The organism is Actinomycetota bacterium (genome assembly GCA_014360645.1).
Lineage (GTDB): Bacteria > Actinomycetota > Geothermincolia > Geothermincolales > RBG-13-55-18 > Solincola_B.
The window spans coordinates 155,682-180,191 of sequence record JACIXD010000003.1 but is presented as its reverse complement, the minus strand read 5'-3'; the positions used below and the strand labels follow the sequence as shown (position 1 = coordinate 180,191).

21 protein-coding genes are annotated in these 24,510 nt (G+C 67.8%); 8 read left to right on the top strand and 13 right to left on the bottom strand.

The window, feature by feature from the left end; translation table 11 throughout:
• Positions 1-83: 83 nt before the first annotated feature.
• The 6 genes from holA to H5T74_03760 all read right to left on the bottom strand — a co-directional run bounded on the left by holA (position 84) and on the right by H5T74_03760 (position 9,844).
• Complete coding sequence (gene holA, locus H5T74_03785) at positions 84-1,100, bottom strand: DNA polymerase III subunit delta (GenBank protein MBC7229499.1); 1,017 nt, start codon at positions 1,098-1,100, stop codon at positions 84-86.
• 29 nt (positions 1,101-1,129) lie between these two features.
• On the bottom strand, positions 1,130-3,439 hold the full coding sequence (locus H5T74_03780) for a ComEC/Rec2 family competence protein (protein ID MBC7229498.1): 2,310 nt from the start codon (positions 3,437-3,439) through the stop codon (positions 1,130-1,132).
• A 2-nt stretch (positions 3,440-3,441) separates the two neighbouring features.
• Positions 3,442-4,035, bottom strand: a complete 594-nt coding sequence (locus H5T74_03775) for a helix-hairpin-helix domain-containing protein (protein MBC7229497.1) — start codon at positions 4,033-4,035, stop codon at positions 3,442-3,444.
• Between the two features lie 366 nt (positions 4,036-4,401).
• Positions 4,402-6,879: a leucine--tRNA ligase gene (locus H5T74_03770; GenBank protein ID MBC7229496.1), complete on the bottom strand. Its 2,478-nt coding sequence runs from the start codon at positions 6,877-6,879 to the stop codon at positions 4,402-4,404.
• Between the two features lie 640 nt (positions 6,880-7,519).
• Complete coding sequence (locus H5T74_03765; protein ID MBC7229495.1) at positions 7,520-8,506, bottom strand: tRNA 4-thiouridine(8) synthase ThiI; 987 nt, start codon at positions 8,504-8,506, stop codon at positions 7,520-7,522.
• A 186-nt stretch (positions 8,507-8,692) separates the two neighbouring features.
• On the bottom strand, positions 8,693-9,844 hold the full coding sequence (locus H5T74_03760; GenBank protein MBC7229494.1) for an MFS transporter: 1,152 nt from the start codon (positions 9,842-9,844) through the stop codon (positions 8,693-8,695).
• A gap of 537 nt (positions 9,845-10,381) precedes the next feature.
• On the opposite strand from H5T74_03760, the gene H5T74_03755 reads away from it, so the two are divergent.
• The 3 genes from H5T74_03755 to H5T74_03745 all read left to right on the top strand — a co-directional run bounded on the left by H5T74_03755 (position 10,382) and on the right by H5T74_03745 (position 12,423).
• A complete protein-coding gene (locus H5T74_03755) occupies positions 10,382-10,855 on the top strand; it encodes a hypothetical protein (protein MBC7229493.1) in 474 nt (157 codons plus the stop codon).
• A 501-nt stretch (positions 10,856-11,356) separates the two neighbouring features.
• Positions 11,357-11,809 carry a hypothetical protein gene (locus H5T74_03750; protein MBC7229492.1) on the top strand — a complete coding sequence of 151 codons (453 nt, stop codon included), beginning with the start codon at positions 11,357-11,359 and terminating at the stop codon, positions 11,807-11,809.
• 53 nt (positions 11,810-11,862) lie between these two features.
• The gene (locus H5T74_03745; GenBank protein MBC7229491.1) at positions 11,863-12,423 is read left to right on the top strand and encodes a hypothetical protein; all 561 of its coding nucleotides are present in this window, start codon (positions 11,863-11,865) and stop codon (positions 12,421-12,423) included.
• Between the two features lie 60 nt (positions 12,424-12,483).
• Here H5T74_03745 and H5T74_03740 read toward each other — a convergent pair whose 3' ends face one another.
• On the bottom strand, positions 12,484-13,065 hold the full coding sequence (locus H5T74_03740) for a DUF4190 domain-containing protein (protein ID MBC7229490.1): 582 nt from the start codon (positions 13,063-13,065) through the stop codon (positions 12,484-12,486).
• 659 nt (positions 13,066-13,724) lie between these two features.
• Here H5T74_03740 and mqnB point away from each other — a divergent pair.
• Complete coding sequence (mqnB, locus tag H5T74_03735) at positions 13,725-14,537, top strand: futalosine hydrolase (protein MBC7229489.1); 813 nt, start codon at positions 13,725-13,727, stop codon at positions 14,535-14,537.
• Here the strand turns inward: mqnB and H5T74_03730 are convergent.
• A complete protein-coding gene (locus H5T74_03730; protein MBC7229488.1) occupies positions 14,534-15,649 on the bottom strand; it encodes a hypothetical protein in 1,116 nt (371 codons plus the stop codon). The genes mqnB and H5T74_03730 overlap by 4 nt on opposite strands.
• A 101-nt stretch (positions 15,650-15,750) precedes the next feature.
• Between H5T74_03730 and H5T74_03725 the strand changes: the two genes are divergently transcribed.
• Positions 15,751-16,191, top strand: a complete 441-nt coding sequence (locus H5T74_03725) for a hypothetical protein (GenBank protein MBC7229487.1) — start codon at positions 15,751-15,753, stop codon at positions 16,189-16,191.
• A gap of 100 nt (positions 16,192-16,291) precedes the next feature.
• Here the strand turns inward: H5T74_03725 and phaC are convergent, their stop codons facing one another.
• The 3 genes from phaC to H5T74_03710 are packed head-to-tail and all read right to left on the bottom strand — an operon-like array spanning position 16,292 to position 18,889.
• The gene (gene phaC / locus H5T74_03720; protein ID MBC7229486.1) at positions 16,292-17,491 is read right to left on the bottom strand and encodes a class III poly(R)-hydroxyalkanoic acid synthase subunit PhaC; all 1,200 of its coding nucleotides are present in this window, start codon (positions 17,489-17,491) and stop codon (positions 16,292-16,294) included.
• Positions 17,492-17,493: 2 nt separating this feature from the next.
• Positions 17,494-18,612 carry a hypothetical protein gene (locus tag H5T74_03715; GenBank protein ID MBC7229485.1) on the bottom strand — a complete coding sequence of 373 codons (1,119 nt, stop codon included), beginning with the start codon at positions 18,610-18,612 and terminating at the stop codon, positions 17,494-17,496.
• A gap of 16 nt (positions 18,613-18,628) precedes the next feature.
• Positions 18,629-18,889, bottom strand: coding sequence for a hypothetical protein (locus H5T74_03710; protein ID MBC7229484.1), 261 nt, complete (start codon positions 18,887-18,889; stop codon positions 18,629-18,631).
• Between the two features lie 725 nt (positions 18,890-19,614).
• Here H5T74_03710 and H5T74_03705 point away from each other — a divergent pair.
• Both H5T74_03705 and H5T74_03700 read left to right on the top strand, forming a co-directional pair.
• Entirely contained in the window at positions 19,615-20,142 is a 528-nt protein-coding gene (locus tag H5T74_03705; GenBank protein ID MBC7229483.1) for a hypothetical protein, read from the top strand.
• A gap of 335 nt (positions 20,143-20,477) precedes the next feature.
• The gene (locus tag H5T74_03700) at positions 20,478-21,479 is read left to right on the top strand and encodes a 4Fe-4S binding protein (protein MBC7229482.1); all 1,002 of its coding nucleotides are present in this window, start codon (positions 20,478-20,480) and stop codon (positions 21,477-21,479) included.
• Between the two features lie 66 nt (positions 21,480-21,545).
• On the opposite strand, the gene H5T74_03695 is transcribed toward H5T74_03700, so the two are convergent.
• On the bottom strand, positions 21,546-22,394 hold the full coding sequence (locus H5T74_03695) for a MaoC family dehydratase N-terminal domain-containing protein (protein MBC7229481.1): 849 nt from the start codon (positions 22,392-22,394) through the stop codon (positions 21,546-21,548).
• A 39-nt stretch (positions 22,395-22,433) separates the two neighbouring features.
• Entirely contained in the window at positions 22,434-23,345 is a 912-nt protein-coding gene (locus tag H5T74_03690; GenBank protein MBC7229480.1) for an SDR family oxidoreductase, read from the bottom strand.
• Between the two features lie 501 nt (positions 23,346-23,846).
• On the opposite strand from H5T74_03690, the gene H5T74_03685 reads away from it, so the two are divergent.
• Positions 23,847-24,443 carry a protease complex subunit PrcB family protein gene (locus H5T74_03685; GenBank protein ID MBC7229479.1) on the top strand — a complete coding sequence of 199 codons (597 nt, stop codon included), beginning with the start codon at positions 23,847-23,849 and terminating at the stop codon, positions 24,441-24,443.
• The last annotated feature ends 67 nt before the right edge of the window (positions 24,444-24,510 follow it).

Sequence of the window (24,510 nt, the reverse complement as noted above, 5' to 3'; positions counted from 1 at the left end):
AAACGCAAGGGCTATTTTATATGCAGCACACGCCCACGGCCTCGGTGAGGGAAGAGATCCCGCGGACGCACGCCCGCGAGGACTCAGCGGGCGCGGGGCGCGGGTCTGCGCCGCTTCCCGGCCGCCACCAGCCCCGCGGCGCCAGCGGTGGCGCGCTCCAGGGCGTATTCGTCCTCCCACCTCCCCGACTTCATGCCCCATTCCGCGTCGAGGAGGAGCGAGAGGATGGCCAGGAAGTCCTTTTCCTCCAGCCCCACGGACTGCGGTTTGAGCTTCCTGGACACCATCCAGGCGCGGTTCGGGGGCAGGGACATGCTGGCGGCGATCTCTCCCTCCTGCCTGCCCTCCTCGCGCAGGGCATGATAGAGGAGCAGCTCGCGGAAGCGGCGGGAAAGGGCGTTTAGGAGGCTGGCGGGGCGCTCGCCCTGCTCGAGCAGCCTCCGCATCAGCTTCACCGCCATCTCCGTGTCTCCGGCCGCCACCCGGTCCACGTATTCGAAGGCCGGGCTCTCCGCCGAGGGGGAGACCAGGGCCAGGACCTCGTCCAGGTCCACCTCCCCTTCCCCCTCGTGGTAGGCGGCCACCTTCTCCACCGCGTTCTCTATGGCCATCAGGTCGTCCCCCAGGGCCTCCTGCAGATACGCCAAGGCCTTGCCCGATACCTTGAGTCCTTTTTTTTTGAACCTCTCCCTCACCCATCCCGGGATCTGACTCCTGGTCCGGGCCACCTCCTTGACCCTCCCCGCCTTCTCCACCATGCGCAGGAGCGAGGACCCGGGCTTGATGTCCACCGCCGCCAGCACCAGGAGGGCACTCTCCGCGGGGTTCTCGAGGTAGCCGGACAGCTGCTTGAGCTCGGAGGGCGTGAGCCTCTGGGCCTCTTTTACGATCACGTAGCGGCGGTCCGCGGCCAGGGGCACCGTCTCCGCCGACTGCAGGGCTCTCTCCAGCGGGTCCTCGCCCGCCTCGAAGACGTCGAGGTTGAACTCGGGGTCCACTTTCTCCGCCATGGCGGAGCGCAGCTTCGTCAGCTCCTCCTCCACCAGCAGCCTCTGGTTTCCGTGGATGAGATATACGGGGGTCCTGCCCACGGGGCTCACTTACGTCCCTCCTCCGAAGAGCGCTTGGACTACGGGGGCGCGCCCTCTCTCTCGCACTCCACCCGGTAGCCCCCGTCGCCGACACGGACCAATATATCACCGCTCCGGTCGGTGCGGTAGACGGCGCATCCCGTACGCCGGAGGTCCTCAAGGGTCCCCGGCGCGGGATGTCCGTAAGGGTTATCTTCCCCCACGCTGACCACCGCCACCCTCGGATCGACCAGCGCGAAAAAATCGGCGCCGGTCCGGGCATACCCGCCGTGGTGCGGGACCTTGAGCACGTCGCTCTTCAGGGAGGCCGCGTCCCGCATCAGCGCCTCCTCGCCGTTCTCCTCCACGTCGCCGGCGAAGAGCACCGAGAGACCCGGGGTGCTGACCCTCAGCACCAGAGAGCGCTCGTTGGCGGGAAGCTCCGGGGGCATGTCCCCGCCGGGTCCCAGGGCCTGCAGGGTCATCCCTCCCAGGGAGAGGCGGTCGCCCCTGCGCATGGCCCGCAGGGGTATCCCCAGCTCCCCCGCCAGGGACAACAGCCTCTCCCCCGCCCTCTCCGTCTCCTTTACCTCGGGGTAGACCAGCATCCCCACCCCACATGACTCGAGGGCGCCCTCCAGGCCCCCGATGTGGTCCATCTCCAGGTGGCTGACCAGCACCGCCTCGAGGTACCGGATGCCCCGGGAGCGCAGGCCCGCTGCCAGGACCCGGTCATCCCTGCCGCCGTCTATGAGCACGCAGGCGCCGGAGGGCGCCCGCAGCAGCGCGGCATCCCCCTGCCCCACGTCCAGGAAGGTCACCGTAACACCGCCTCCCCGGAAGGCATTTCCAGACGGCCATGGCAGGCCCGCGAGGATGGCCGCCGCCAGCAGCAGGGCGAGCGCCGCCCTTCCCGCCCTCCTCCATCTCCCGCCGCCCAGGAAAGCCGCCGCCAGCGCGGGATAATATAACGCCAGCCATGCGGGGGAGAGGGGGAACACGCGCAGGGCCGCCCATCCCGGCGAGGACACGCAGTGAGCCACCCGGGTGAGGGCACGCGCGCACAGGGCCGCCCCCCGCATGAGCATCCCGGCGGCGGGGATCCCCGCCATCTCCAGAAGGGGGGAGAGCATGGCCAGGGCCATGAGCGGCGCCAACAGCGGTATCGCCAGCAGGTTGCCCGCTGGCGCCAGCAGCGACACCTCCCCGAAACGGTACAGGAGCAACGGGGCCACGGAGAGCTGGGCCGCCAGGGTGGCGGCGAGCAGGGAAGGACCACGGCGGGGTGTCCGCGGAAGAAGGGACTCCAGCGGACGGTGCAGGAGCGAGATCCCCGTCGCGGCGGCGAAGGAGAGCTGGAAGCTGGTGCCCCCGGCGGCGCCGGGGTCCCGCACCACCATGTAGATCATGGCCGCTCCCAGGGCGGGCAGAAGGTCGAAATCCCGCCCGCGCAGAAAGGCCCAGGTCGCCACCACCGCCACCGCCGCCGCCCTCAAAACGGGAGCGGTGAGGCCGGCCGCCAGCGCATAGGTGGCCAGCAGCGGCACCTGCAGGAGCAAGACCAGGCGGCGGGGAAGGCGCGCCCGGCGTCCCAGGCGGTCAAGGAAAGCCGCCAACATGGCCACGTGCAGCCCGGACGCGGCGCAGAGGTGCACCAGTCCGGAGAGGCGGAAGGCCCTCAGGTCGCCTGCTTCCAGAAAACGGTAATCACCCAGCACCATGCCCTGGATGAGCCCCGCCTCTCCGGGAGCCACTCCCGCCACCGCTTTTCGCAGGGAGGCGCGATAGGCATTGGCGGCCCGCAGCAGGGGGTTCCCGGTGTGGCCCAATACCCTTATCTCCTCCGCCGCCAGACTGCCGCCCACCCCTCCCTTCGCCCTGCCGTACAGGTATAGCGAGCCCCTGACCTCCACGCGGTCTCCCCAGAGCAGTCCCTCCACCGTCCCCTCTCCCGCCCGCAACAGGTACAGGTCTCCCCTGGCGGAGCCCTTCCCGCCTCCGGAGCCCACGCTCTCCAGGACCTCCTCCACCCGAAAAAGGCTGGCGATATCGCTGCGGTCTCCGCGGCAGCCCGGCTCCACCACCCCCCTCACCGCCACCTCCCCCGCCGCTCCCTCCCTGCCCCGCCAGCGGGCTTGGCGGGCGCCTCCCAGACACAGTCCCGCCAGCGCGAAGACGGCGCAGGCGCACACCGTCCCCCGTTTCCATCCCCGGGGGACAAGGAGAGCGCCGACGGCGCACGCCGCCATGCATGCCAGCGCCGTGCAGACCTTCAGAGGAGAGCCCGTGCATCCCGCCAGCGCCCCCAGGGCCATGGCGCACGCGCACCACAGAAGGCGCCCCCGGTAGGCTGTCCCCTCCCCGGACAACCCTAGACCTCCACCAGGTCCCGTATCTCGGCGAACTTCTTCTCCCCTATGCCGGATACCTTTTTTAGCTCCTCCACGCTTCTGAACCCGCCTTTGCTCTCGCGATAGGCGATGATGCGTTCCGCGAGAGTCGGCCCGATTCCCGGCAATTTCTCGAGCTCCTGGCGGCCGGCGAGGTTGATGTTGACCTTCCCGCTCCCACCCCCACCCGGTGCGCCCGCCCCCTCGCCCGCGCGAGGAACCTGTATCTTCTGTCCGTCCTGCAGGGGCTGCGCGAGGTTGAGGGTCTCCAGGTCGGCGTCGGGGGTGGGGCCTCCGGCCTGCTCCAGGGCATCGACGACGCGGCTCCCCTCGCGTAGGCGCATCACCCCGGGGCTCGCGACCTCCCCCGCCACATAGACCACCACCTCCCGCGCCTCCGGGGATAACTCTTCCCCGCCGCCCTCCGCTGAGATGAACTCAGCGGCGGTACGCGAGTGAGGACGCAGGAGCACGTATCCCCCCGCGACGAGGGCGGCCGCGCAAAGGGCCATGACGGCCAGCTGCCAGCGGGGCAAGTCCGCCAAGCGGTCCAGAAGGTCGGTCAGGCGGTCCATCGTGGACAAGGTCTTCCTCCCGTATCGTCGTCCCGGAGACCGGCGTTCGGGCACCGGCCCGCGGCCCGGCCGGGATGGCCCGCCGTTCGGTCCGGAAGGTCGGACAGGCGGTTCGCCGAAGGCGGCGCCGCCCCGCCCCGGAGGGCTCTTCTGAGGTTGAGTTGAAGGCGATCGACGCGGTGACCCGGCGGCCCGGGGACACCCCGGCCCGCTGCCGGCGGCGTGTCCCCCTGAGCGGCCGGCCTCCAAGGCGCGTGCGCACAACGAGCGCGGCGTTACCCTGCGTGCTTCAATCGCGTGATACAGGGATCTCGCCGTGGCGGCTCTCCCCGTGGCCGCCGGGAGGAGGAGGCGCGCCTTGCGTTATCAGCGCACCACCACGTTGACCAGTTTGCCCGGCACCACCACCACCTTGGCGATGTCCTTTCCGGCGGTATATTCCCCCACGCGGCGCGAGGAGAGGGCGATCTTCTCCATCTCCTCGGGGGTGACGTCCGCGTCGACCTCCACGCGCTCCCTCACCTTGCCGTTCACCTGCAGCACCAGGGTGATACGTTCCGCCCTCGCCAGCTCGGGGTCGTATTCCGGCCAGGACTGGGAATGAACGCTGAACTCTCCTCCCAGTTCCTCCCAGAGCTCCTCGCAGATGAAGGGCGCGAAGGGGGCGAGGAGGAGGACGAGGGTCCGCATGGCCTCGTGTCCCTCGAAGGTGTTGAAGGCATCCGGCGCCGCCTCGATCTCGCGGTACAACCCGTTGGTGAACTCCATGATGGCGGCGATGGCGGTGTTGAAGGCGAAGCGCTCGATGTCCTCCGTCACCTTCTTGATGGTGCGGTGGGTGAGGTGCGAGAGGCGCTTGCGCACCTCGGAGTCACTGGGGACGGGCTGGGTCTTCAAGGTCAGGATATCCAGGTAGCGGTACAGGAGGCGCCAGACGCGGTTGAGGAAGCGATGCGCCCCCTCGATGCCGGAATCGCTCCACTCTTTGTCCGCCTCGGGGGGGCCCAGGAAGAGGATGAAGAGGCGCAGGGTGTCCGCCCCGTAGGTGTCGATGAACTGCTCGGGGGTGATGATGTTCCCTTTGGACTTGCTCATCTTCGCCCCGCCCATGACCACCATGCCCTGGCAGAGGAGGTTGGTGAAGGGCTCCGAGAAATCCACCAGCCCCAGGTCCTTGAGCACCTTGGTGAAGAAGCGCGAGTACAGGAGGTGCATAATGGCGTGCTCGATGCCTCCGATGTACTGGTCCACGGGCAGCCAGTAGCGCACCGCCTCGGGATCGAAGGCCGCTTCTTCGCAGTGGGGGCTGGCGTAGCGGATGTAGTACCACGAGGAATCCACGAAGGTGTCCATGGTGTCCGTCTCCCTCTCCGCCTCCCCCCCGCAGTGGGGGCAGACGGTGCGCCTGAACTCCTGCGAACGCTCCAGGGGCGAGGGGCCCTCGAACTCGAACTCCACGTCCTCCGGGAGCAGCACCGGCAGCTCCTCGTCCGGCACCGGCACCATGCCGCATTCGCCGCAGTAAACCACGGGTATGGGCACCCCCCAGTAGCGCTGCCGGGAGATGAGCCAGTCACGCAGGCGGTAGTTCACCGCGCGCCTCCCCCAGCCGCGCTCCTCCAGCAGGTCGGGCACGGCGCGCAGCTTCCCCTCCTCGCTGTCCAGGCCGTCGAAATCCCCCGAATCCACCATGATGCCGGGATCCACGTAGGCCTCCTCCATCTCCTCCGGGCGCAGTCCCCCCCCGGGGGGCTGGATGACCACGCGGATGGGGAGGCCGAACTTGCGCGCGAACTCGAAATCCCTCTGGTCGTGGGCGGGCACGGCCATCACCGCCCCCGTGCCGTATTCCATGAGCACGAAATTGGCGGTCCAGATGGGAACCTCCTCGCCGTTGACCGGGTTCACCGCGTAGGCGCCGGTGAAGACCCCGTCCTTCTCCGTGTCCATGGCCGTGCGCTCTATGCTGGAGACCCCCCGCAGCCTCTCCCGGAAACGCGCCACCTCTTCCGCGCGGGGAGTGCCGCGCGTGAGCTCGTCCACCAGGGGATGCTCGGGCGCCAGGAGGAAGAAGGTGACCCCCCAGAGGGTGTCTGGGCGGGTGGTGAAGATGGGTATCTCGGTGTCCATGCCCTTGATGCGGAAGAAGACCTCACACCCCTCGGAGCGGCCTATCCAGTTGCGCTGCATGGTGAGCACGCTCTCCGGCCAGCCCTCCAGCTCCCGCATGTCCTCCAGCAGCCGCTCCGCGTAGGCGGTGATGCGCAGGAACCACTGCGAGAGGGCCTTCTGCTCCACCAGGGTGTCGCAGCGTTCGCAGTGGCCCGCGATGACCTGTTCGTTGGCCAGCACGGTGCGGCACGATGGACACCAGTTGGCCCATCCCTCCGCCTTGTAGGCGAGCCCTTTCTCCAGGAAGCGCAGGAAGAGCCACTGCGTCCACCGATAGTAATCGGGCGCGCAGGTGGCCAGCTCGCGACCCCAGTCGTAGGAATACCCCAGGCGCTGCAGTCCCTCCTTGAGCAGCGCGATGTTGTCCCAGGTATACTTGGCGGGATGCACCCCGGAGCGGATGGCCGCGTTCTCCGCGGGGAGACCGAAGCCGTCCCAGCCCATGGGGTGAAGCACGTTGAACCCCTTCCGGCGCAGATAGCGCGCCAGCACGTCACCGAGGTTGTAGTTGGCCACGTGGCCGATATGGGCGGGCCCGGAGGGGTAGGGAAACATCACCAGCACGTATCGTTTGGGCACGCCGGGAAGCTCGCGGGAAAGGTAGAGGTCCGAATCCTCCCAGCGGCGCCTCCATTTCTCCTCTATGGCCTTGAAGTCATATCTTTCGTTCATCTCTCCGCTCCGGTCGATCTCTTGGACCGCCGCCGGCCCGCCCGCCGTATTCCGCCGTTCGCCCTTCCGGTAAGGCCTCCCGCGAGAGGACGGCCCCCACGGCGTCTCACGCCGCTTTTCCCTCTCTCCTCCCTCCAGGAGGAGCGGCCGGGCTTCGGGCGCCGCATGCCGTCCTCCGCGCCCTTCCGTCCTCCCCGCGCGGATGCGTCGCGCGGCTCACGGTCGCCGGCACCCGGGCGCCCCGTGCCCCTCCAGGCGAAGGAAGCCTTCCAGGTAAACTTAATTTATGCTTACTCGCAACGCAAGGCAGCTACGCTTTTCCCGCCGCTCACCGCCGCCGCGCAGGGCACATTATACATCAGTTATATATATTTTACAAGTTATATTAAAAGCTCCCGTCTTCTCCGCCACCCCATGATCTGCGGCAGCTGCCGCGCGCGGGCGAGTCATCCCCGCGGCCGATCACGACCGCGCCTTGCTCCCGCCACCATTTTCTTCAGGAAAGCGCCCGCGGGCGAAAGGCATAGGTTGTGCGCCGACCTTTTCTCGTGTAGCAGGGCGGAAAGCGCCCGCGGGCGCGGGGCCCCCATGGGTCGGCCCTCCCGCGGCGTTCCCCGCGCTCCTCGCCTTCTATTCAGGCTCAAACAGGCTGCGAACCCTCCTCACCGCCGCCGCGCTCCACCTCCGCCAGGTCCCGCGGCTCGAGGGGCCTCTTTTTCTTTCCATATAATCCCAGCAAGCACGCGGCCTCCCTGACCTCCCTCCGGTTGGGCGAGGCCCCTCGCGGGAAGGCGCGCAGGAGGGCCGTGGGCCCCGGCAGCTCCCTATCCCGCAGCAACACATCGCTGGGCAAGGCCAGCTCCACCAGGCGCAGGTTCTCCTGGTGCCTGCGTCCGAGCACGATGAGGGTGCTGCCCGCCCAGGCATGCCTTCCCACCTTGAGCAGCTCCGCGTCGGCCCCGTCGAAATCCGGCACCCGCGACATCAGCTCCCTCAACCGGGAGCTGAAGCCAGCGTCGGTGAGCAGGCACCCCCCGGCGGGGCTCTGGTAATCCTTAAGCCCCCACTCCTCCGCCAGCTCCATCTGCCTGCGCCGGGAGCGGCCGGAGAGGTCCAGGAGGAGCTCCCTCTCCACCCACCCCTCCCGCTCCGGCCGGGTCTCGGGCAGGAGGCGGGCGGAGAGCGGCCGGAGTAGCAGGTCCCCGGCCCCCGAATGGCGCGCCACCAGCTCCAGGGCCTGGCGGTTCTGGCTCTTGGGCCGCTCCCCAAGCACCTCCCCCGTGGCCACGAAGTCCGCCCCCAGGTCCCGGAGACGCTCCGCCGCCACCCTCACCATGAGCGCGTGGCAGTCGATGCAGGGATTCATGTTCCTGCCGTAGCCGTAGCGCGGGTTCTTCACCACCTCGAGGTGGCGCGCGGTGATGTCCATCACCTCCAGCTCCAGGCCCATCCCCGCGGCGACCCTCTCCGCCACCGCTTTTCCGAAGAAGGGGGTGGTAAAGGTCAGGGCCAGCACCTCCACGCCGCAGCGCCTGAGCAGCTCCGCAGCCAGCATGGAATCGAGGCCGCCGGAGAAGAGCACCAAAGCCCTGCGCCCCTTCGCGCCGGACGCGTCACCCTCCGCCATGGCGCACCTCGCCTTTCGTCCCGGTCCCCTTACCGTCCACGTTGCCAGTATAACCAACGGTGCTTAAGCCGCGCCCCATGCATTTGCCGTTCAGAACCTCTCCCGCGCCCTTTATGCTACAACGAGCTATGGCCCGGAGAGGGCCGGCTTTTCCTGAGACCCGCGTTCTCTCACACCCCCATCCGCTCATAGCGTCTCCCATGCCCTCCATGCCAGCACCAGCATGGGCACGGAGAGCACGATCATCGCCGTGGGCAGTCCGTGCCTCTGGGCCAGGAACCCCCCGGCCGCCGGACCCAGCAGGTATCCTATGGCCCAGGCCATGTTGAAGAGGCCGAAGGCGGTGCCGTGCACGTCCGCCTCCGCCCTGCCCGTCAGCAGGTCGGCGATGAGAGGCAGGGTGGGGGTCTCGAAGAGGGCGATGGTGACGCCGCAGACAGCGAAGAGCGCCGCCGCCGTGGCCAGGTCGCGGGAGAAGGTGAGCGCGGGGGCGGCCAGCGCCGTCGCCGCCAGCCCCGCGGCCAGGAGCCCGCGCTTACCCCGCCGGTCGGCTAGGGAACCCGCCAGCGGGCTGGCCAGGGTATAGAAGAGGACGGTGAGGGCGAAGAGGAGGCCGATGGCCGTGCTCGAGAGCCCCAGGTTCTCCCGGAGGTGGACGGGGAAGAGGGGCTCCAGCACTCCCAGGCTCACCGTGCCCATCATCACGATGACGAGGACGAGGACCATGCCGGGATATGCCAGCACCTCGCGCATCATCCGCCCGTAACCCGCCTCGCTGCCGCGCGGCCCCACGTGCCGGAGGTCCCGGCTGGTCAAGGCCATGACCCCGCCGAGGACGCAGATCCCCGCCACCAAGAGGAAGGGAGCGCGGTGTCCCAGCCAGTCGGCGAAGGCGCCTCCCATGGCCGGCCCCGCGATGGCCCCGGCCCCCATGGCCGCCATCACCATGCCCATACCCCGGCCCCTTTCCCCCGCCGGGTAGGCGTCAGCGATGATGGCCAGGCCCACCGACCAGTTGGCCGCCGCGGTCACCCCGTCCAGGCAACGCGAGAGGAAGAGCGCCGCGTAGGTGCCGGAGTAGGCATAGAGGACGAAGGCGCCGGCCATGGCCAGCATGCCGAAGACCAGGAAGGGCCGTCGCCCGAAACGGTCGGAGACGAGGCCGAAGGGGACGGCGGCGACGATGTTCCCCAGGGCATAGGAGTCGAAGAGCATGCCCAGCCCCAGCTCACCTATCCCCAGGTCCCGCGCGTAGACGGGCATCACCGGGACCACCACGCCGTATCCCAGGCTGTCCACGAAGATGACCAGGCACACCAGGGCCAGGAGCCTCTTCACTCCGTCCCTCCCCGTCTCGTCGCTTTCCCGCGCCAAAGACGCCGCGCCGCGCCGGCTCCGGGGCCGCCCGAACCGTCCCTCACCACGGCGTCCCGGAGGGACGCCGCTTCCGCCATCATCTCATCCCTCCCCTCGCGGTCTTGAAAACCTCGGCCTCGACCTCCCGCTTACCATACACCATCCCGCCGTGTGCGCGCGGGTTCTGCGGGTCTTGATCCTCCGGGACGGTCGTGGTGAAGGTGGGGGAGGTAAACCGTGCGCGGGTAGAAACCCCAAGGCCATACCCGTGCCGCCTCGGCATGCCCCTGAAACGGGGGTCGCTCCATCTTCGCTCCTCTGTCGGCAGGTCCGGGGCGGAACTCCCGCCTCCACGCTGCGGCTAAGGAAGACCGCAGGCCCTGGCGGGATTGACGCCGGCCTCGCATGGGCATAAAGGAGATCGACGGCGAATGAAGAAAGCAGTAGTGCAAGCAAGATATCCCGGTGGCCCGTCGCCTCACCGCCGCCGCTTCCGGAGATCCGTCAGGGAGGTGCGCCATGCGCAAGCTGTCCGTCCCGTTCCTCTGTCTCCTTCTTTCCCTCGCCACCTTCCCCGTCCTCCCGGCTCCGGCGGCGCGGGCCTCGGGGTGGGAGTGGAGGCAGGTCGACTGGTCGGGGGGACCCGGCCAGGTCCCGTGGAAAGATGACGCGCGCTACGAGAGCTCTTACCGCGTCGACACCTTCAGCGTGCCCGGCACCATCAGGCTGAGTCACCGCTGCGCTCCCTTCACCAGGGACCCGTCCAACCCCGTGCTGACGCCGGGAGGGGCGGGGGCGTGGGACAGGAGTATGGTGCTCGGGTTCCCCCGCGCCCGGGAGGGGGGCGGATACGAGATCCTTTACCGAGGTGCGGACACAAGTGGAACGGACGCGGTGGGTTACGCCTCCTCCCCCGACGGGGTGGCCTGGACGAAACACGCGGACAACCCGGTGCTCAGCGGCGGCACGGGGGGTGGGACGCGGGCGGCGTGAGCTACGGTCCCCTCATCGACGAGGGCGACCACTACACCATGTTCTTCCGCGGCTACGACGCCGGCGGCGTTTATCGCTACGGCCGAGCCACCTCGCCGGACCTGAGGTCCTGGCAGCGGGAGCCGGGTTTCGTCTTCGGGCCGGGGCCTTCCTGTTTGTGGGACGAGAACCTCAACTACATCACCGTCAGGCAGGCGGGGTCCGGTTACGCCATGTGGTACTCCGCCTACGACGCGGGCCACGTCGGCGCGGTGGGGTACGCCTCCTCCCCGGACGGCCTCACCTGGTCCAGGAGCGTCTCCAACCCCGTCCTGAGGGGGACGCCGGCCACCTGGGACGCCGGGGGCATAGAGGATTTCGCCTTGCTTGAGCGCCCCTGGGCCGAGGATTACATGATGGCCTACTCGGCGCACGACGGCCTCGGGAAGGGCCCCCCATCACCCGCAGCCACACCGTTGACGCCTCCTCTTGCTACACCATCAACGCGGGGCTCGACTCGGGGTGAGCTCCGAGCTCTCCGCCTATCTCCATTCCAGCCTGCCCATACTGGTGGAGAGGCCTATGTACTTCGACATGCTCTACGGGGGGCTGCCGGGAGGCCACTGCGCCACGGGGGCGAACTCCCCCTCCATGCAGTGGTATTTCGGGGAGGGCTATACCGGACAGGGGTTCGACGAGTGGCTGACGGTGCAGAACCCCGGAACGGACGTCGCCCATCTCACCATCACCTACAACTTGCAAGGAAGCCCGCCGGTGACCACCCACCATGACGTGGACCCCCAGAGCCGCTATACCGTCAACGTGGGCACGGAGGTGGGCAAGGACCTCCAGCTCTCGGCCTTCGTGCAGTCGGACCGTGCGGTGATCTGCGAGCGCCCCATGTATTTCTTCTACCAGGGATATCATTCCTACAACTGGCCCGGAGGACACGACTCCCAGGGCTTCGCCCCCTGAGGGATACCCGGCGGCGTGCAAGGACGGCCTCGCTGCATGGTAAAATAAGGGGCATGGAAGAGGATCTCCGCGCCACCGACTTCGTGGATTACCAGGCCGTCTTCTCCGACGCCCTGTTGCTGGTGGGCAGGGGTTCCAGCGTGACCGAGGCCCTGGAGGCCTGCATCCGGGAGCGTTATCCCCTCACCTGCAGAGACATCATCGCCGAGGCGTGTCTCATCCTGCGCCGCCTGAAGGAGGAACGTGAATGGGGCTCCTTGAGGGCGCTGCGCGAGCTCGCGGACCGGCAGGGGCTGGCGGAAGAGCTGCGCGTCAGGGGGTTTCCTCATGCCGGTGCTCAAGCCGGGGCTCATGCCGAACCGGCGGTGGCTGATTATCCGCGCGTCTTCGCCCTGGCGCAGCGCAAGCGGCAGGCCGGCTTTTCCCTCGAGGACTCCCTGGACATGGCGGTGCGGGAGCTCTATCCCCAGACCCACCGCAAGGTGCGGGAAAAGGCACTGGAATACATCCGTCTGGCGGCTCGCAGCAGAAACGAGCACGAGCTCCGGGCTCTGCGGGACCTGGCGGAGGACGCCAACCTCTTCCGCAGCCTCGAAACCCCCGCCCCCGACTGAACGGGCACCCGCCCCGGCCCGCGAGGGGGGCTATCCCTTGCCTCGCCCGCGCCCCCGGGGCTATGGGCGAGCGACCAGCACCACAAGGAGCATGAACACCCCCAGGCATAAGGCCACGTTGATCACGCCCAAGATGATCCCCGCCAGCGCAAGCCCGGCCCCCTCCAGGCTCCCTCCCCCTTCACGGATGCGCTGGCGCGATACGAACCCCAGCGTGATGGCCGCCACGGCGGGGAAAAAGGGGAGGATCACGAAACTGGCCAGCGCGCAGACGAGGGAGATCACCGCCGCCTCATCCATCCTGCGCGGCCTGTACGGGGGCTGGCAGGGATAGGCAGGCCAATACGGTGAGCCGGGACGGTAGGGATAGGGGGAGGGACATGGCGGCGGCGGACCCGGGGGAGGGGCGACGGCGCCCGGCGGGGACGCTACCCCGGACCCAGATCCCGTCCCGTATATCCCCGTGCCCCAAACCGAGGCGTCGGCGGCCCCTAGCTCCCGGCCGCAGGCGTGGCAGTAACGGGCCGTGGAGGGCATGAGCTTTCCGCAGTGCCGGCATGCGAGGTACCCGTTTACCTCCTGCGTCCCCTCCTCTTCCTCCTTCATTTCCACCCTCTCTTCCTCCATCCTCTCCTCTTCCATGGAGGCCTCCTGTCTCTGCCTTTTCCCTTTAGGACCCGGCCACCTGTCCCGCTTCCCCCGAGGAGGCGCGCCAAGGACATTGTAACCGCGACCGGGAGGGGGTGGAAACGGGAGGTCGCCGGCCGGAAAAGCGCGGGGAGCGGAGACCTTGCCCTGCACGCGGCGGGAGCATCCCGAGGGCCGCTGCCGTCGGGGAGGGGCGCGCCGGGCACGCCGCTACCGCTTTCTCATATGGCATATATTGGCATTTAAATGTAACCGTGAGCGTTCAGGGGCAACCGCGGAACCCCGTGGAAGGAACCATGCCTCGCCGCCGGCCCCTCGCCACGGGACTTTGCGGGCGCGCTCGCTGGGCCTTGCGCCCACCTTTCCTCGCGCGCCCCGGCACCGTGCCGGTCCGAGGGCATCCGAGGGGACTGCCGTTGCTGCACCGTGAGCCCGCCTCCTGTATCATGATGGGGCAAAGATCGTGGGACAAGAGGCCCTGGGCGCGGGCCGGCGGCGGCCTGATCACCACCGGGAAACACCGCGTGGCGGATCGCATGGTATAGCGGGCGGGCATCCCCGGCGGCGCAGGATATCCCCGCCGCCGCTGGTGAAGATCCCTGCGGGCCGAGTACGCTTGGCCGGAACGCGAGCGAGGAGAAGGGGTCGAGGCGATGAGGGGCATCATCTGCGCCACCCCATGGGAGATGAAGGCGGTGCTCGGCGCCCTGCCCGGATTACGTGAGGAAGAGGCTCCCGGCGGGATGCGGGCACGGCGCGGAAAGGGGGGCGTGAGCGAGGTGGTGGTGCTGTGCGCGGGGGTGGGCAAGGTCGCCGCCGCGGCCGGCGCCATGTTCCTGCTGGAGCGCCACGGGGCGGAGGAGCTCCTGGTCCTCGGGGTCGCCGGCGCCCTCGACGAGGAGCTGAGGCTCGGCGACCTGGTGCTGGCGGACGAGGCCGTGCCCGCCGACACGGGGATCGCACACTCGGGCGGGTTCCACACCACCGGACCCGGTATGGGAGAGGGAGAGAGGCTGGTCTTCCACCCTGCCTTCCCCGCTTCCCCCGAGCTGCTGCTGAGGGCGCGCTCGGCGGCGGCATCCGCCTCCCTGCCCCATCGCGTGGGCAGGGTGCTCACCTGCGACCAGGTGGTCCTGGACCCCGCGCTGCGCCTCCACCTTGAGGAGAGGTTCGGCGCCCTGGCAGTGGAGATGGAGGGGGCGGCGGTGGCGCAGGTGGCGGCATGTGCGGGGATCCCCTTCCTGGCGGTGCGCGGCATCAGCGACGAGGTGAGCCACGATTTCGCGGGCCTGGAAAGGGCCCTGGAGTACAGGGGGCAGAGCAGGCGGAACCTCTGGGCGGAGCGTTTCAGGCTCACGGTGGAGGACCCCGCGGCGGTGGAGAGGGCCAGGGAACTGGCGCGGGGAAGGGATTTGGCCCTCGAGAGGCTGGAGAAGTTCCTCCGCGCCTTCCTGGAGAACGATTAAGCGTTTGAGTCCTGCCGGGCGGCCCCGCGCTCCCCGATCCCCGCGGCCAGGGGCGCGGTGAAGTAAAAGGTGGAGCCCTCCTCCGGAACGGACTCAGCCCAGACCCTTCCTCCCCAGGCCTCAACCGCCCTTTTCACCGTGGCGAGGCCGATGCCAAGACCGATCTCCTCCCCGCCGTGAAAGCGCTTGAAGGGCTCGAATACCTCCGGCAGGTCACCGGCCTCAATGCCTACCCCGTTGTCGCGCACGAAGACGAGAGCCTCGTCCTCGCCCGCCTCGCCGCCTATCTCAATCCGGGGAGCACGGTCCTGGTGCGCATATTTCAGCGCGTTGTCCAGCAGGTTGGAGAGGACCTGTGACAGTTTCACAGGATCGACCATGACCGCCGGCAGTCCTTCCCGGACGAGGACCTCCGCCCCCAGGCGGCGCAGCTCCATCTCCCTTTCCGCGAGCAGCTCCCGTGCCGCATCCCCGGGGTTCACCGCCTCCGTCTCTCCCTCCGCCCTCCCGGCACGGGCGTATTCCAGCAGGGACGAGGTGAGCCTGCGCATGCGCTCCACCGCCTTGAGGATGCGCTCCGCGTATTCCTTCCCTTCCTCCCCCAGCTCCTCCCCTTTGCGCTCCAGCAGCAATTCTGCGAAGCCCTCGATGACCACCAGGGGCGCGAGGAGGTCGTGGGAGATGGTATAGGAGTATGCCTCCAGGTCGCGGTTCCTCTCCCTGAGCTCCCGCGTGCGCTCCTCCACCCGCGCTTCCAACTCCCGGCTCTGGCGCACCAGGCCTTCCTCCAACCTGCCGCGCCTTTCGCTCAGAGCGGCCACCACCGTCCCCACCAGCAGCAGGGAAGCGCTCCTCGCCAGGTCCAACCACAGGGAGACCTCCAGGGTGCCGAGAAGGCGTGAGACCAGAAGGACCAGGCAGATCGCCGCCGCCGCCCCCAGCCCGCGATACCCCCACCACAACGAGGCCAGGACCACGGGGAGGTAGAGGAAGTGGGTGAAGACGACGTCGCTCTTCTCCACGTGATGGAACCAGGCGATGAGAAAGACCCCCACGGCCAGAAGAAGGCCTACGGCAACCAGCCTCACCCTTGCCTTGACGCCATGTCCCAATGCGAGCTCCCCCTTGATGAGATGATGAGAACAGTAATAGCACGCGGCGTTTCGAGGGACAAGCGCCCTGCGGCCACCGCACCTCCTGCTATAATAGCGGCATGAGCGAGGAAGGCAAAGGAGAGGTCGGCTGGAGGCGCCGCCTGCTGGCGGCACTCCTGGGCGCCACCGGTCTGGGCACGGCGGCCTTCTGGGCGCTCTTCTTCGCGGGAAAGGTACAGGCCACGGAGACGGAGCAGGACGAGGCCTTCGAGCGCGCCTTTCCTTTGGCCGACGCCTGGATGAGCTCCATGGCCATGCTCGCCGCCTGGCACCTCTGGCGGGGCGAGCGCGAAGGGGAGTTCCTGGGCACCGCGGCGGGCAGCGCCCTGGTCTTCCTGGCCCTCATGGACATCCTCTATTCCCTGGAGAACCGCAAATACTGGCCCCTGGACCAGGACCGCTCCGTGATGCTGGCCATCCATCTCTGGACCCTGGGGCTGGGCGCGTCCACCCTCGCCCATCTCTGGAGGACCGCCGGGGGCGCAAAGAACGGCCCCTGATAGGCATCCCGGCCCTCTGGCCACAGAAACGCGGTCGCGCGCCGCGCTGACGCTACTTCCGGGAGACGCGAGGGATCCTTGATCGCCCCGCCCCTGCCCTCTATCCTCTGGCCGGCGGCTTTTTCGCCGCCTTCTTCGCGGGTCTGCGCCCACCTGCGGCGACCGCCCCTCCCGCGCTCCCCTTCCTCGCCGGCCTCTTCGCCGGCCCGCACACCTGCCTGCCGTCCCTGCCCCTGGGACATCGCTCTACGAGCCACTGCGAGACCCGGGGCGCGAGTTCCTTCTGGGAGCGCGAGCTCACATAGATGCCGATATGGCCTCCGGGGAAGCCGTAGAGGGTCTTGTCCTCGCTGCACACCAGGTCGTTGAGGGGGATGGAAGAGGCGGGCGGGACCAGGTGGTCCTCGGTGGCGTAGATGTTGAGCAGGGGCATGGTTATCTTTTTCAGGTCCACGCGCCGGCCGCCTATCTCCAGCTCCCCCTTCACCAGCCTGTTCTCCTGGTAGAGGTCCTTGAGGAACTTGCGGTAGGCCTCTCCCGCCTGCGCGGGGCTGTCGAAGATCCACTTCTCCATGCGCACGAAGTTGGCCACCGTGGCGGGGTCGTCCAGGTTGTCCATGAGCCCCACGTACTTGTCCACCATGAGCTGGAAGGGCTTGAGCATGAGGAAGCCCACGTTCATGAACTCCCCGGGGATGATGCCCATGGTGTCCACCATGTTGTCGATGTTCATGTGCCTGCTCCAGACGTTGAGCAGCCCGTCGGTGGTATGGAAATCTACGGGAGTGACCATGGTCACCAGGTTGCGTATCTTCTCGGGGTACAGGGCGGTGTAGATCACGGTGAAGGTGCCGCCCTGGCATACCCCCAGGAGGTTTATCTTCTCGCACCCGGTACGCTCGCGCACGAAATCCACGCAGTCGTTGAGATAGACGTCGATGTAGTCCTCCAGGGTGACGTAGCGGTCTCCGTGGTCCGGGTACCCCCAGTCGATGATGTAGATGTCCAGCCCCTGGCCCAGCAGGTTGCGGATGAGGCTGCGGTCCGACTGCAGATCCATCATGTACTGGCGGTTCACCAGGGCGTAGCAGATGAGGATGGGCGTGGGGCAGGAGAGACTCTCCCCGGGGAGGTAGTGGTAGAGCTTCATCTTGTCCTCCTCGAAGACCAGCTCCTTGGGAGTGGGCTCCACGTCCACGTCGGGGATGCCGGTGAGGATCTCGGCCCCCTTGACCAGCTTGCGGTTCACCTCCTCGAGCTCCTCGAGGAAGAACTTCGGGTCCATGAACTCCCTTAACATGGTCACTCCCCCTCCTCGGCCGCCTTGAGCGCCGCCAGCTCCTTCTTCAGCGCCCTCACCTCCCGCTTCAGCCGGTCAACCGTCCGGTAGAGGTGGTCCATCTCCGAACGGTTGGGGAAGGGGAGCTCCTTGGTGATCTCCTCCACGTAGGCCTGGAAGGCGCGCCGGAACTGCATCCCCCGGTCCACCAGCGACCCCAGCAGGCGGGAGAACTCCTCGGTGCGGAAGAGCTCGATGTAGATGTCCTCGTTGGTCTGCCACCACAGGCGGTAGAGGTCGCGAAAGGACATGGGCTCCTGCTTGCCCTCCGCCTGCATGGCCGCCAGGCGTTCCTGCAGCTTCTCGAACCCCCTGCTGCCCGCCCCCTGCAGCGAGGCGTAGAACTCCGAGAGCACCAGGTTGAACTCGTTGAGGGAATCCACGGCGCGTACCAGTTTCTCCGCCGCCTCGCGATAATAGCCCATCGCCGGCGCCCGCAGCAGGCGTCCGAAGCTCTCCTCGTAGGCTTTGCGCCATCCCTCGTACAGCTCCACGGCGGTCTGCGGGGACGGCCCCTCCGGGCTCATCCCCCGCGCCACGGTCTCGCGGGCGAAATCATACCAGGGCGCCCACATCTTGGCCAGGAGGCCGGCGGCCATGAGGGGGATCTCCCCCGAGTAGAGCTCGGCGATCCACTGCAGCTGTTCCGGGAGGGCGGGGGCGAAGACCTTGCGCACCAGCTCCCGGTACTCTTCTCCCCATTCCTCAAGCATACCCCCCAAGGCCTTGAGGTCGAGCTCCCCTCCCTCGCCCACCGCCCTGCGGTAGCGCTCGTACATTCCCGCCCACATGGCGTAGAGATGGGTGTAGACGTCGGCGCTCTGGAACATCTTGGCAAACGTGTCCGGCCCCACGCCTTGCGCGGGAGGGACGAACCTCTCCATCATCTCGCGCATGAAATCCATCCACTGGCGGTAGAGGTCGCCGGGCGTCCCGGCCCCTTTCTCCCCGCCCCCCTCCTCCGTCCTGCCCCGCTGACCCCAGGCGCCCAGCCACGTCTCCATCCAGCCGCGGTAGGCCTCGGCCTGCATCCTCTGCCAGGCCCTCCACATCTCCGACCACGCGGCGCCGCTCTCCTGCATGGCGTCCTCTCCTCCCTCACTCCTGGCCTATTAGCTCCTCCATCTTGCGCAGGCCGTCCTCGAGGTTGCGCCGGAACTCCTCGCGGCTCTTGCGCATGTTCTCCATCCAGTCCGCGAGGACCTTCTCCCCCTCCCTGCGCGCGTCCTCTCCCTGCTCGAGGATCACCTTCCAGACCTTTTCCATCTGCTCCTGCATGGCGTTCACAGCGTCGAAGGTCATGCGCATGCCGGCGCGCATGCCCTCCACCATCATCCTCTGCATCATCTTGGGATCCATCTCCGCACCCCTTTCCTTATCTCTCCGCCATCTACCCCAGCCCGGGCCGCTCCGCGGGCCTCGCGGGCCTCACCGTCCTAGACCCTCGCGGGACGTCGCAGACCGCCCGAATGCGGGCGCTTCCCGCACGTTACCGCTACGGTTATGGTTCCTCCGCGCGGTCGAGGGTAAACATGACCTTCACTTCCGCCCGGGCCCGCGCCGCCGGGCACGCGGCGAAATTCTACCGCCGGTAGGATCCCCTTATTGATCGGGCGCCGAACCGCAGGTCTTTAGCTTCCCTTCAGGGGAGCAAGGGCGGGAGCCCCCGCTCAAGCCCGAAGGGGATGCCCCATGCTTCCCGAGGCCGTCCTTGAGGTCGGCATGTGTGGCGGCCCGCCCCCCTTGTCCCGGGAATGCCGTGCGAGATCGGCGGGCGGAAGGGACGGCCGCTCAAAAGCCCCGTCCCGGGAAGAGGTCGCTTACGATTAGTCCGTTAGCTCGGGAAGGGATGGCGCCGGCACAACATGAGGTTGCGTTATGGGCTTCAAAGCCTATGTTTAGCGTGTGCCTGAGCAGATGTCAAAATCGTTAGGACGCTTTTCCCCTCCCGCGGGGTGGGCCGGGGAGAGGCGAGCCCATCAGCGCCGACAACCGCCGCTTTCCCCCTCCCGCGGGGTGGGTTATATTATTGCAATGACCACGGCTGTCCGGACATGGAAACTGGATCCCGAGGGGTGAAGAAGATGCCCGCAAGCTCCTTTCTCCGCATGGCCGCCTCGATCTGCGCCGGAATCGCGCTGGCCGCGCTTGCGGCGGGGTGCGGAAGCGCGCCCCTGGACGATTACCAGAGACGCGTGGGGGAGATCAACCGCACGTCCGCGGAGCTGCTGGCGGAGGCCGCGCACCTCGCGGAGGAAGGCGGACTTCCGGCGCACGAGGACGCCGGGGAGGGCGCGCCGTCCCCGGAGGAGCTGGTGGAGGAACTTCGCGCCGCAGCGCTCGAGCTCTCGAGGGTGAAGGTGCCCGCGGGCATGGAGGACTTCCACGCGGACCTTCTGGCCCTGTATGCCGGGACCTCTTCCGCCCTCGAGGGCTTGCTCTCTTCCCGGGAGCACGGCGCTGAGGAGGAGGGCTCCGTCCACGGCGGTGAGCCCTCCCCAGACGAGGAGTCCTCACACGGAGAAGGGGAAGCCCGCGAGGAGGAATCGACGGCAGGGCACGGGGAGCAGGGGGAAACGGGCGGGGAGCCGCACTCCGGCACCGGCCACTGAAGCCCCGACATCCAGGCCTCGGAGCTCGAGACGGGCATCACGGCGGAGAGCCGCGCTCCGTCACCGGCCGCATAAGCCTGACGACCTGGAGGGCACGCGTTTCGCCCCGCCCCGCGCGACAGGCCATCCCCGCCGCGGGCGCCGAGCGCGGAACCGCCCCTTTTCGCCCCTCACCGTCCCTCGGCGAGACCCGCCTCCTGGACGCCTCCCGAACGCGGACGGGCTCCAGCCTCCTCTCCCCCCGGCGCAGGCCGCCGCCGTGCACCGCCCGCTCGGGGTGTATAATCTTAGGCGTCAAGGGGAGGCCGCAACGCGACTTATACAGGAGGGCCAGCATGAACGAAGAAGACATCTACGAAAAGCTGTCGGAGCGCATCCTCACGAAGGGGAGCAAGTTCATACCCGAGCTCTTCCGCATGATCGCCGATGAGGAGGAGGCCCGCATCATGCTGGCCACCCCGGGAACGGCGGAGGACCTGGCGCAGCGCCTCGGCTATTCCGTCGAGGACATGGAGACTCGGCTGGAAAAGCTCTTCCAGAAGGGGCTGGTGTTCAAGGCCCGCAAGCCGGAGGGCACCATCTACCGCATGTGCAGGGACGTCACCCAGTTCCACGACGCCACCATCCTCTGGGAGGGGGCCACCAGGGAGTATCTGGACCTCTGGAAGCGCCAGACCTTCGAGGAACTGCCCGACTACATCAACATGATCAGCATGATCATGCCCAAACCCATGACCCGCGTGGTTCCCGTGAACCAGCCGGTGGAGGCACGCCAGAGCATCCTCGCCTACGAGGACGTGGAGCAGATAGTGAAAAACGCCGGTCGCCTGGCGGTGGTCAACTGCACCTGCCGCATGGTGGACGGCAAATGCGGCAAGCCCCTCGAGGTCTGCATCCAGCTGGGGAAGGCGGCCGACTACGCCCTGGAAAGGGGCACGGGTCGGGAGCTCACCGTCGACGAGGCCATAGAGGTGATCCGGCAGGCGGAGGAGGCGGGCCTGGTGCACGTGACCATGAACAAGGCCTACGACAGCCACATCATCTGCAACTGCTGCGGCGACTGCTGCGTGGCCTTCGGCCTGCCCATAGAGCCCACCAAGATCGTGGATCCCAGCCGTTTCCAGGCGCGGGTGGACGAGGAGGCCTGCAGCGGCTGCGGCACCTGCGTGGACCGCTGCCTCTTCGAGGCCATTTCCCTGGCGGAGAAGGGCGGCGAGGAGGTGTCGGTCATCGAGGCCGAGAAGTGCATGGGGTGCGGCCTCTGCCAGGTGACCTGCCCCGAGGACGCCATCTCCATGGTGGCGGTGAGGGAGGAGTCCTTCATCCCCAACCTGTAGATACCCGGAAGATGATGAGAAGAAGGGCGGGGTTTCACCCCCGCCCTTCTTGACGAGCGTCGTCCATCAGACGTTGAGCCAGACGGCGGCGTTGGTGATGCAGTACTCCTCCGGGCGCTCCTTGGTGGTGCAGCGGAAGACGATCTTGTCGTCGGACTCCTTCCACATCTGGGTGACGATGGTGTCCCCCGGCCACACCGGGCGGCTGAAGCGCACCTTTATGGCCTTGAACTTCGCGGGGTCGTTGTCGCAGAACTCCCTGAGCACCGCCCTTCCCGCGTGGCCGAAAGTGCACAGGCCGTGCAGGATGGGGCGGTCGAATCCCGCCATGGCCGCGAAGTTGGGGTCCACGTGCAGGGGGTTGTAGTCACCCGAGAGGCGGTAGATCATGGCCTGGGTGGTGAGGGTCTTCATCTCCACCACCTTGTCCGGGTCGCGCTCGGGGGGCTCGTTCCCCGGGTCGGGGCCGCGCTCGCCGCCGAAACCGCCCTCGCCGCGGATGAAGCTGGAGAACTTGTTGAAGAATACCACCTCTCCCGACTCGTCCACGGTGTCCACGTCGAGGTCGATCACCGCGCCCTTGGTCTTGTCCCAGACCGCGGCGATCTTGGGCTTGGAGGTCAGCTTGCCCTGCACGGGGATGGGCTTGCGCACCTCCAGGTACTGCTCGCCGTGCACCAGCATCACCAGGTTGATGTCCACGCCCTCCACCGCCACCAGGCCCATGAGGGCCGGGAAGGGCGGGATGACCCCGAAGGTGGGAAGGGCTTGGAGGCCGTTCTCGTAGACGAACTTGAGCTCGTCGGCCTCGTAACCCGCCCCCACGCCGAGGGCGTATAGGATCACGTCGCGGGTGGTGTACTCGTAGTCCAGCGGGGGAAGCTCCTTCCCCACCACCGAAAGATCGATAGGCATCTTATCAACCCCTTCGTTTTTCCGCTCGCCTCACCGGGCCTAACCCAGGTTCAGCTTGGAGAGCGCGTACCCCGTCTGCTCGGTGGCGCTGCCGAAGGTCTGGGCGCCCTCGAGGGAGACGATCTTTTCGATGTTCTCGTCGATCTTCTCCAGGGTGATCCCCTCCGTGGGATTGATGAAGACCCCGGGGCCCTCCATGAAGGCGGTGCGGCTGAAATAACCGGCGCCGGCCACAAAGGTGTAGCCGGAGAAGGTGCACTTCTCATGGCAGGCCCACACCACCATGGGGGCCACGTACTCGGGCTTGAGCATCTCCACCAGGTTGGGCGGCAGCACGGTGGCGGTCATCCTGGTGCCGGCGATGGGCACGATGACGTTGGCCATGATGTTGTACTTGGCGCCCTCCTGTTTGAGCACGTGCATGAGGCCCACGATGCCCATCTTGGCGGCCCCGTAGTTGGCCTGGCCGAAGTTGCCGTACACGCCCGCGGCGGAGGAGGCGGAGATGATGCGGCCGTAGTTGTTCTCCCTCATGTAGGGGAAGGCGGCCTTGCTGCAGAAGAAGGTGCCGTCCAGGTGGACCGCCATCACCTTCTCGTAGTCCTCCATCTCCATCTTGATGAAGCTCTTGTCGCGCAGGATGCCGGCGTTGTTGATGAGGATGTCGATCTTTCCGTAGGCGTCGATGGCGGTCTTGATGATGTTCTGGGCGCTCTCCCAGTCCGCCACGCTGTCGAAGTTGGGGACGGCCTCCCCGCCGGCGTCCTTGATCTCCTTCACCACCTGCTCTGCGGCGGTGGTCCCGGAGCCGGTGCCGTCCATGGCGCCGCCCAGGTCGTTCACCACGACCTTGGCCCCGCGGCTGGCAAGGAGCAAGGCGTATTCCCTACCCAGGCCGCCTCCGGCCCCGGTCACTACTGCGACGCGATCGTCAAACCTTAATTCCGCCATAAACCCTCTCCTTTCCTCGACTCGGGGGACCTTCCCCCACGGCTGCTCTGCCCTTGCCCGGGCCCGGGATGACACGCCGAGATGCTGCCGTTGCCTTTCCCTCGCCCGGTGTCCGCCGCGCGGCGGCCATACTATTATATACCCGATCGGTAAGGTTAAACACCCACGCCGGGACTTTTACCGGGGGTCTGTTCTCCGCTTCCCCGGAGGGCTCCCGCCGGGCGTCTCCACTCCGTTTTCGCGCTCCCGCCCGCGCGCCCCGCCATTCCCCGCGCGGCATGCGGAAGGAGGCTTCCGCTGGGCCCCGGCGCCGGGCGCCCCGTCCCGCGGGGACCGCCGCCTCTATGCGCCGGCGGTCCTCCCGGCAACTTGTCTCCACGACGAGAACTTGTGACCGATGCCTCCACGCGCCAGCGGTCCGCCCGGAACCGCTATAATGGTATTGCTGGGAGGCGTGACCGGCAGCATGGCAGGCGGCGTGTATCGGAAGGGGTGTTGGAGATGGGCTGCGAAGACCGAGTGATGCGCCGTGCCGCGGGCATGATCCTTTTCTCGACCGTCCTCGCGCTATCACTCCTCGTGCCCGGATGCGCCGGGCGGGGAGCTCGGGAAGGGGAGGAAGGCGGCCTGGTCGGCCTGGAGCCCGCGAGGGAGGTGGCGGTGAGCACCCTGGCTCAGGGCGTCTACAGCGAGTACGGCCGCCTGGAAGGGGTGCCCGCGGCGGAGAACGCCATGCCGGAGTGCCTGGTGATCACGGACACGGACGAGCTGCAGCGCCTGGTCTCCCTAGCCCGCTTCCAGGAACCCGTGGAGGATGTGGATTTCTCCCGCAGCGTGGTGCTGGTGTCCATGCTAGGGCCCAGGGACACGGGGGGGTTTGCCGTCTCCATAACCCGCGTCTGCCAGGAGGGCTCGGCGGTGCGGGTGGAGCTGGAGTTGGTGGAGCCGGAGCCGGGAAGCATGAACGCCCAGGTGCTCACCAGCCCCTACCACCTGGTCGTCGCGGAGCGGGAAGCCTTTCAGCCCCGCGGGCCGCTGCTCTTCACCTTCGTGGACCGCAACGACGACATCCTGGCGGAACAGCGGGCGGACATCTGAAGACACCCGGACGCGCGCACGTGCCGGCCTCCCGTCGCCGCGCGGGTATGTCTTCCGAAAATGAGCC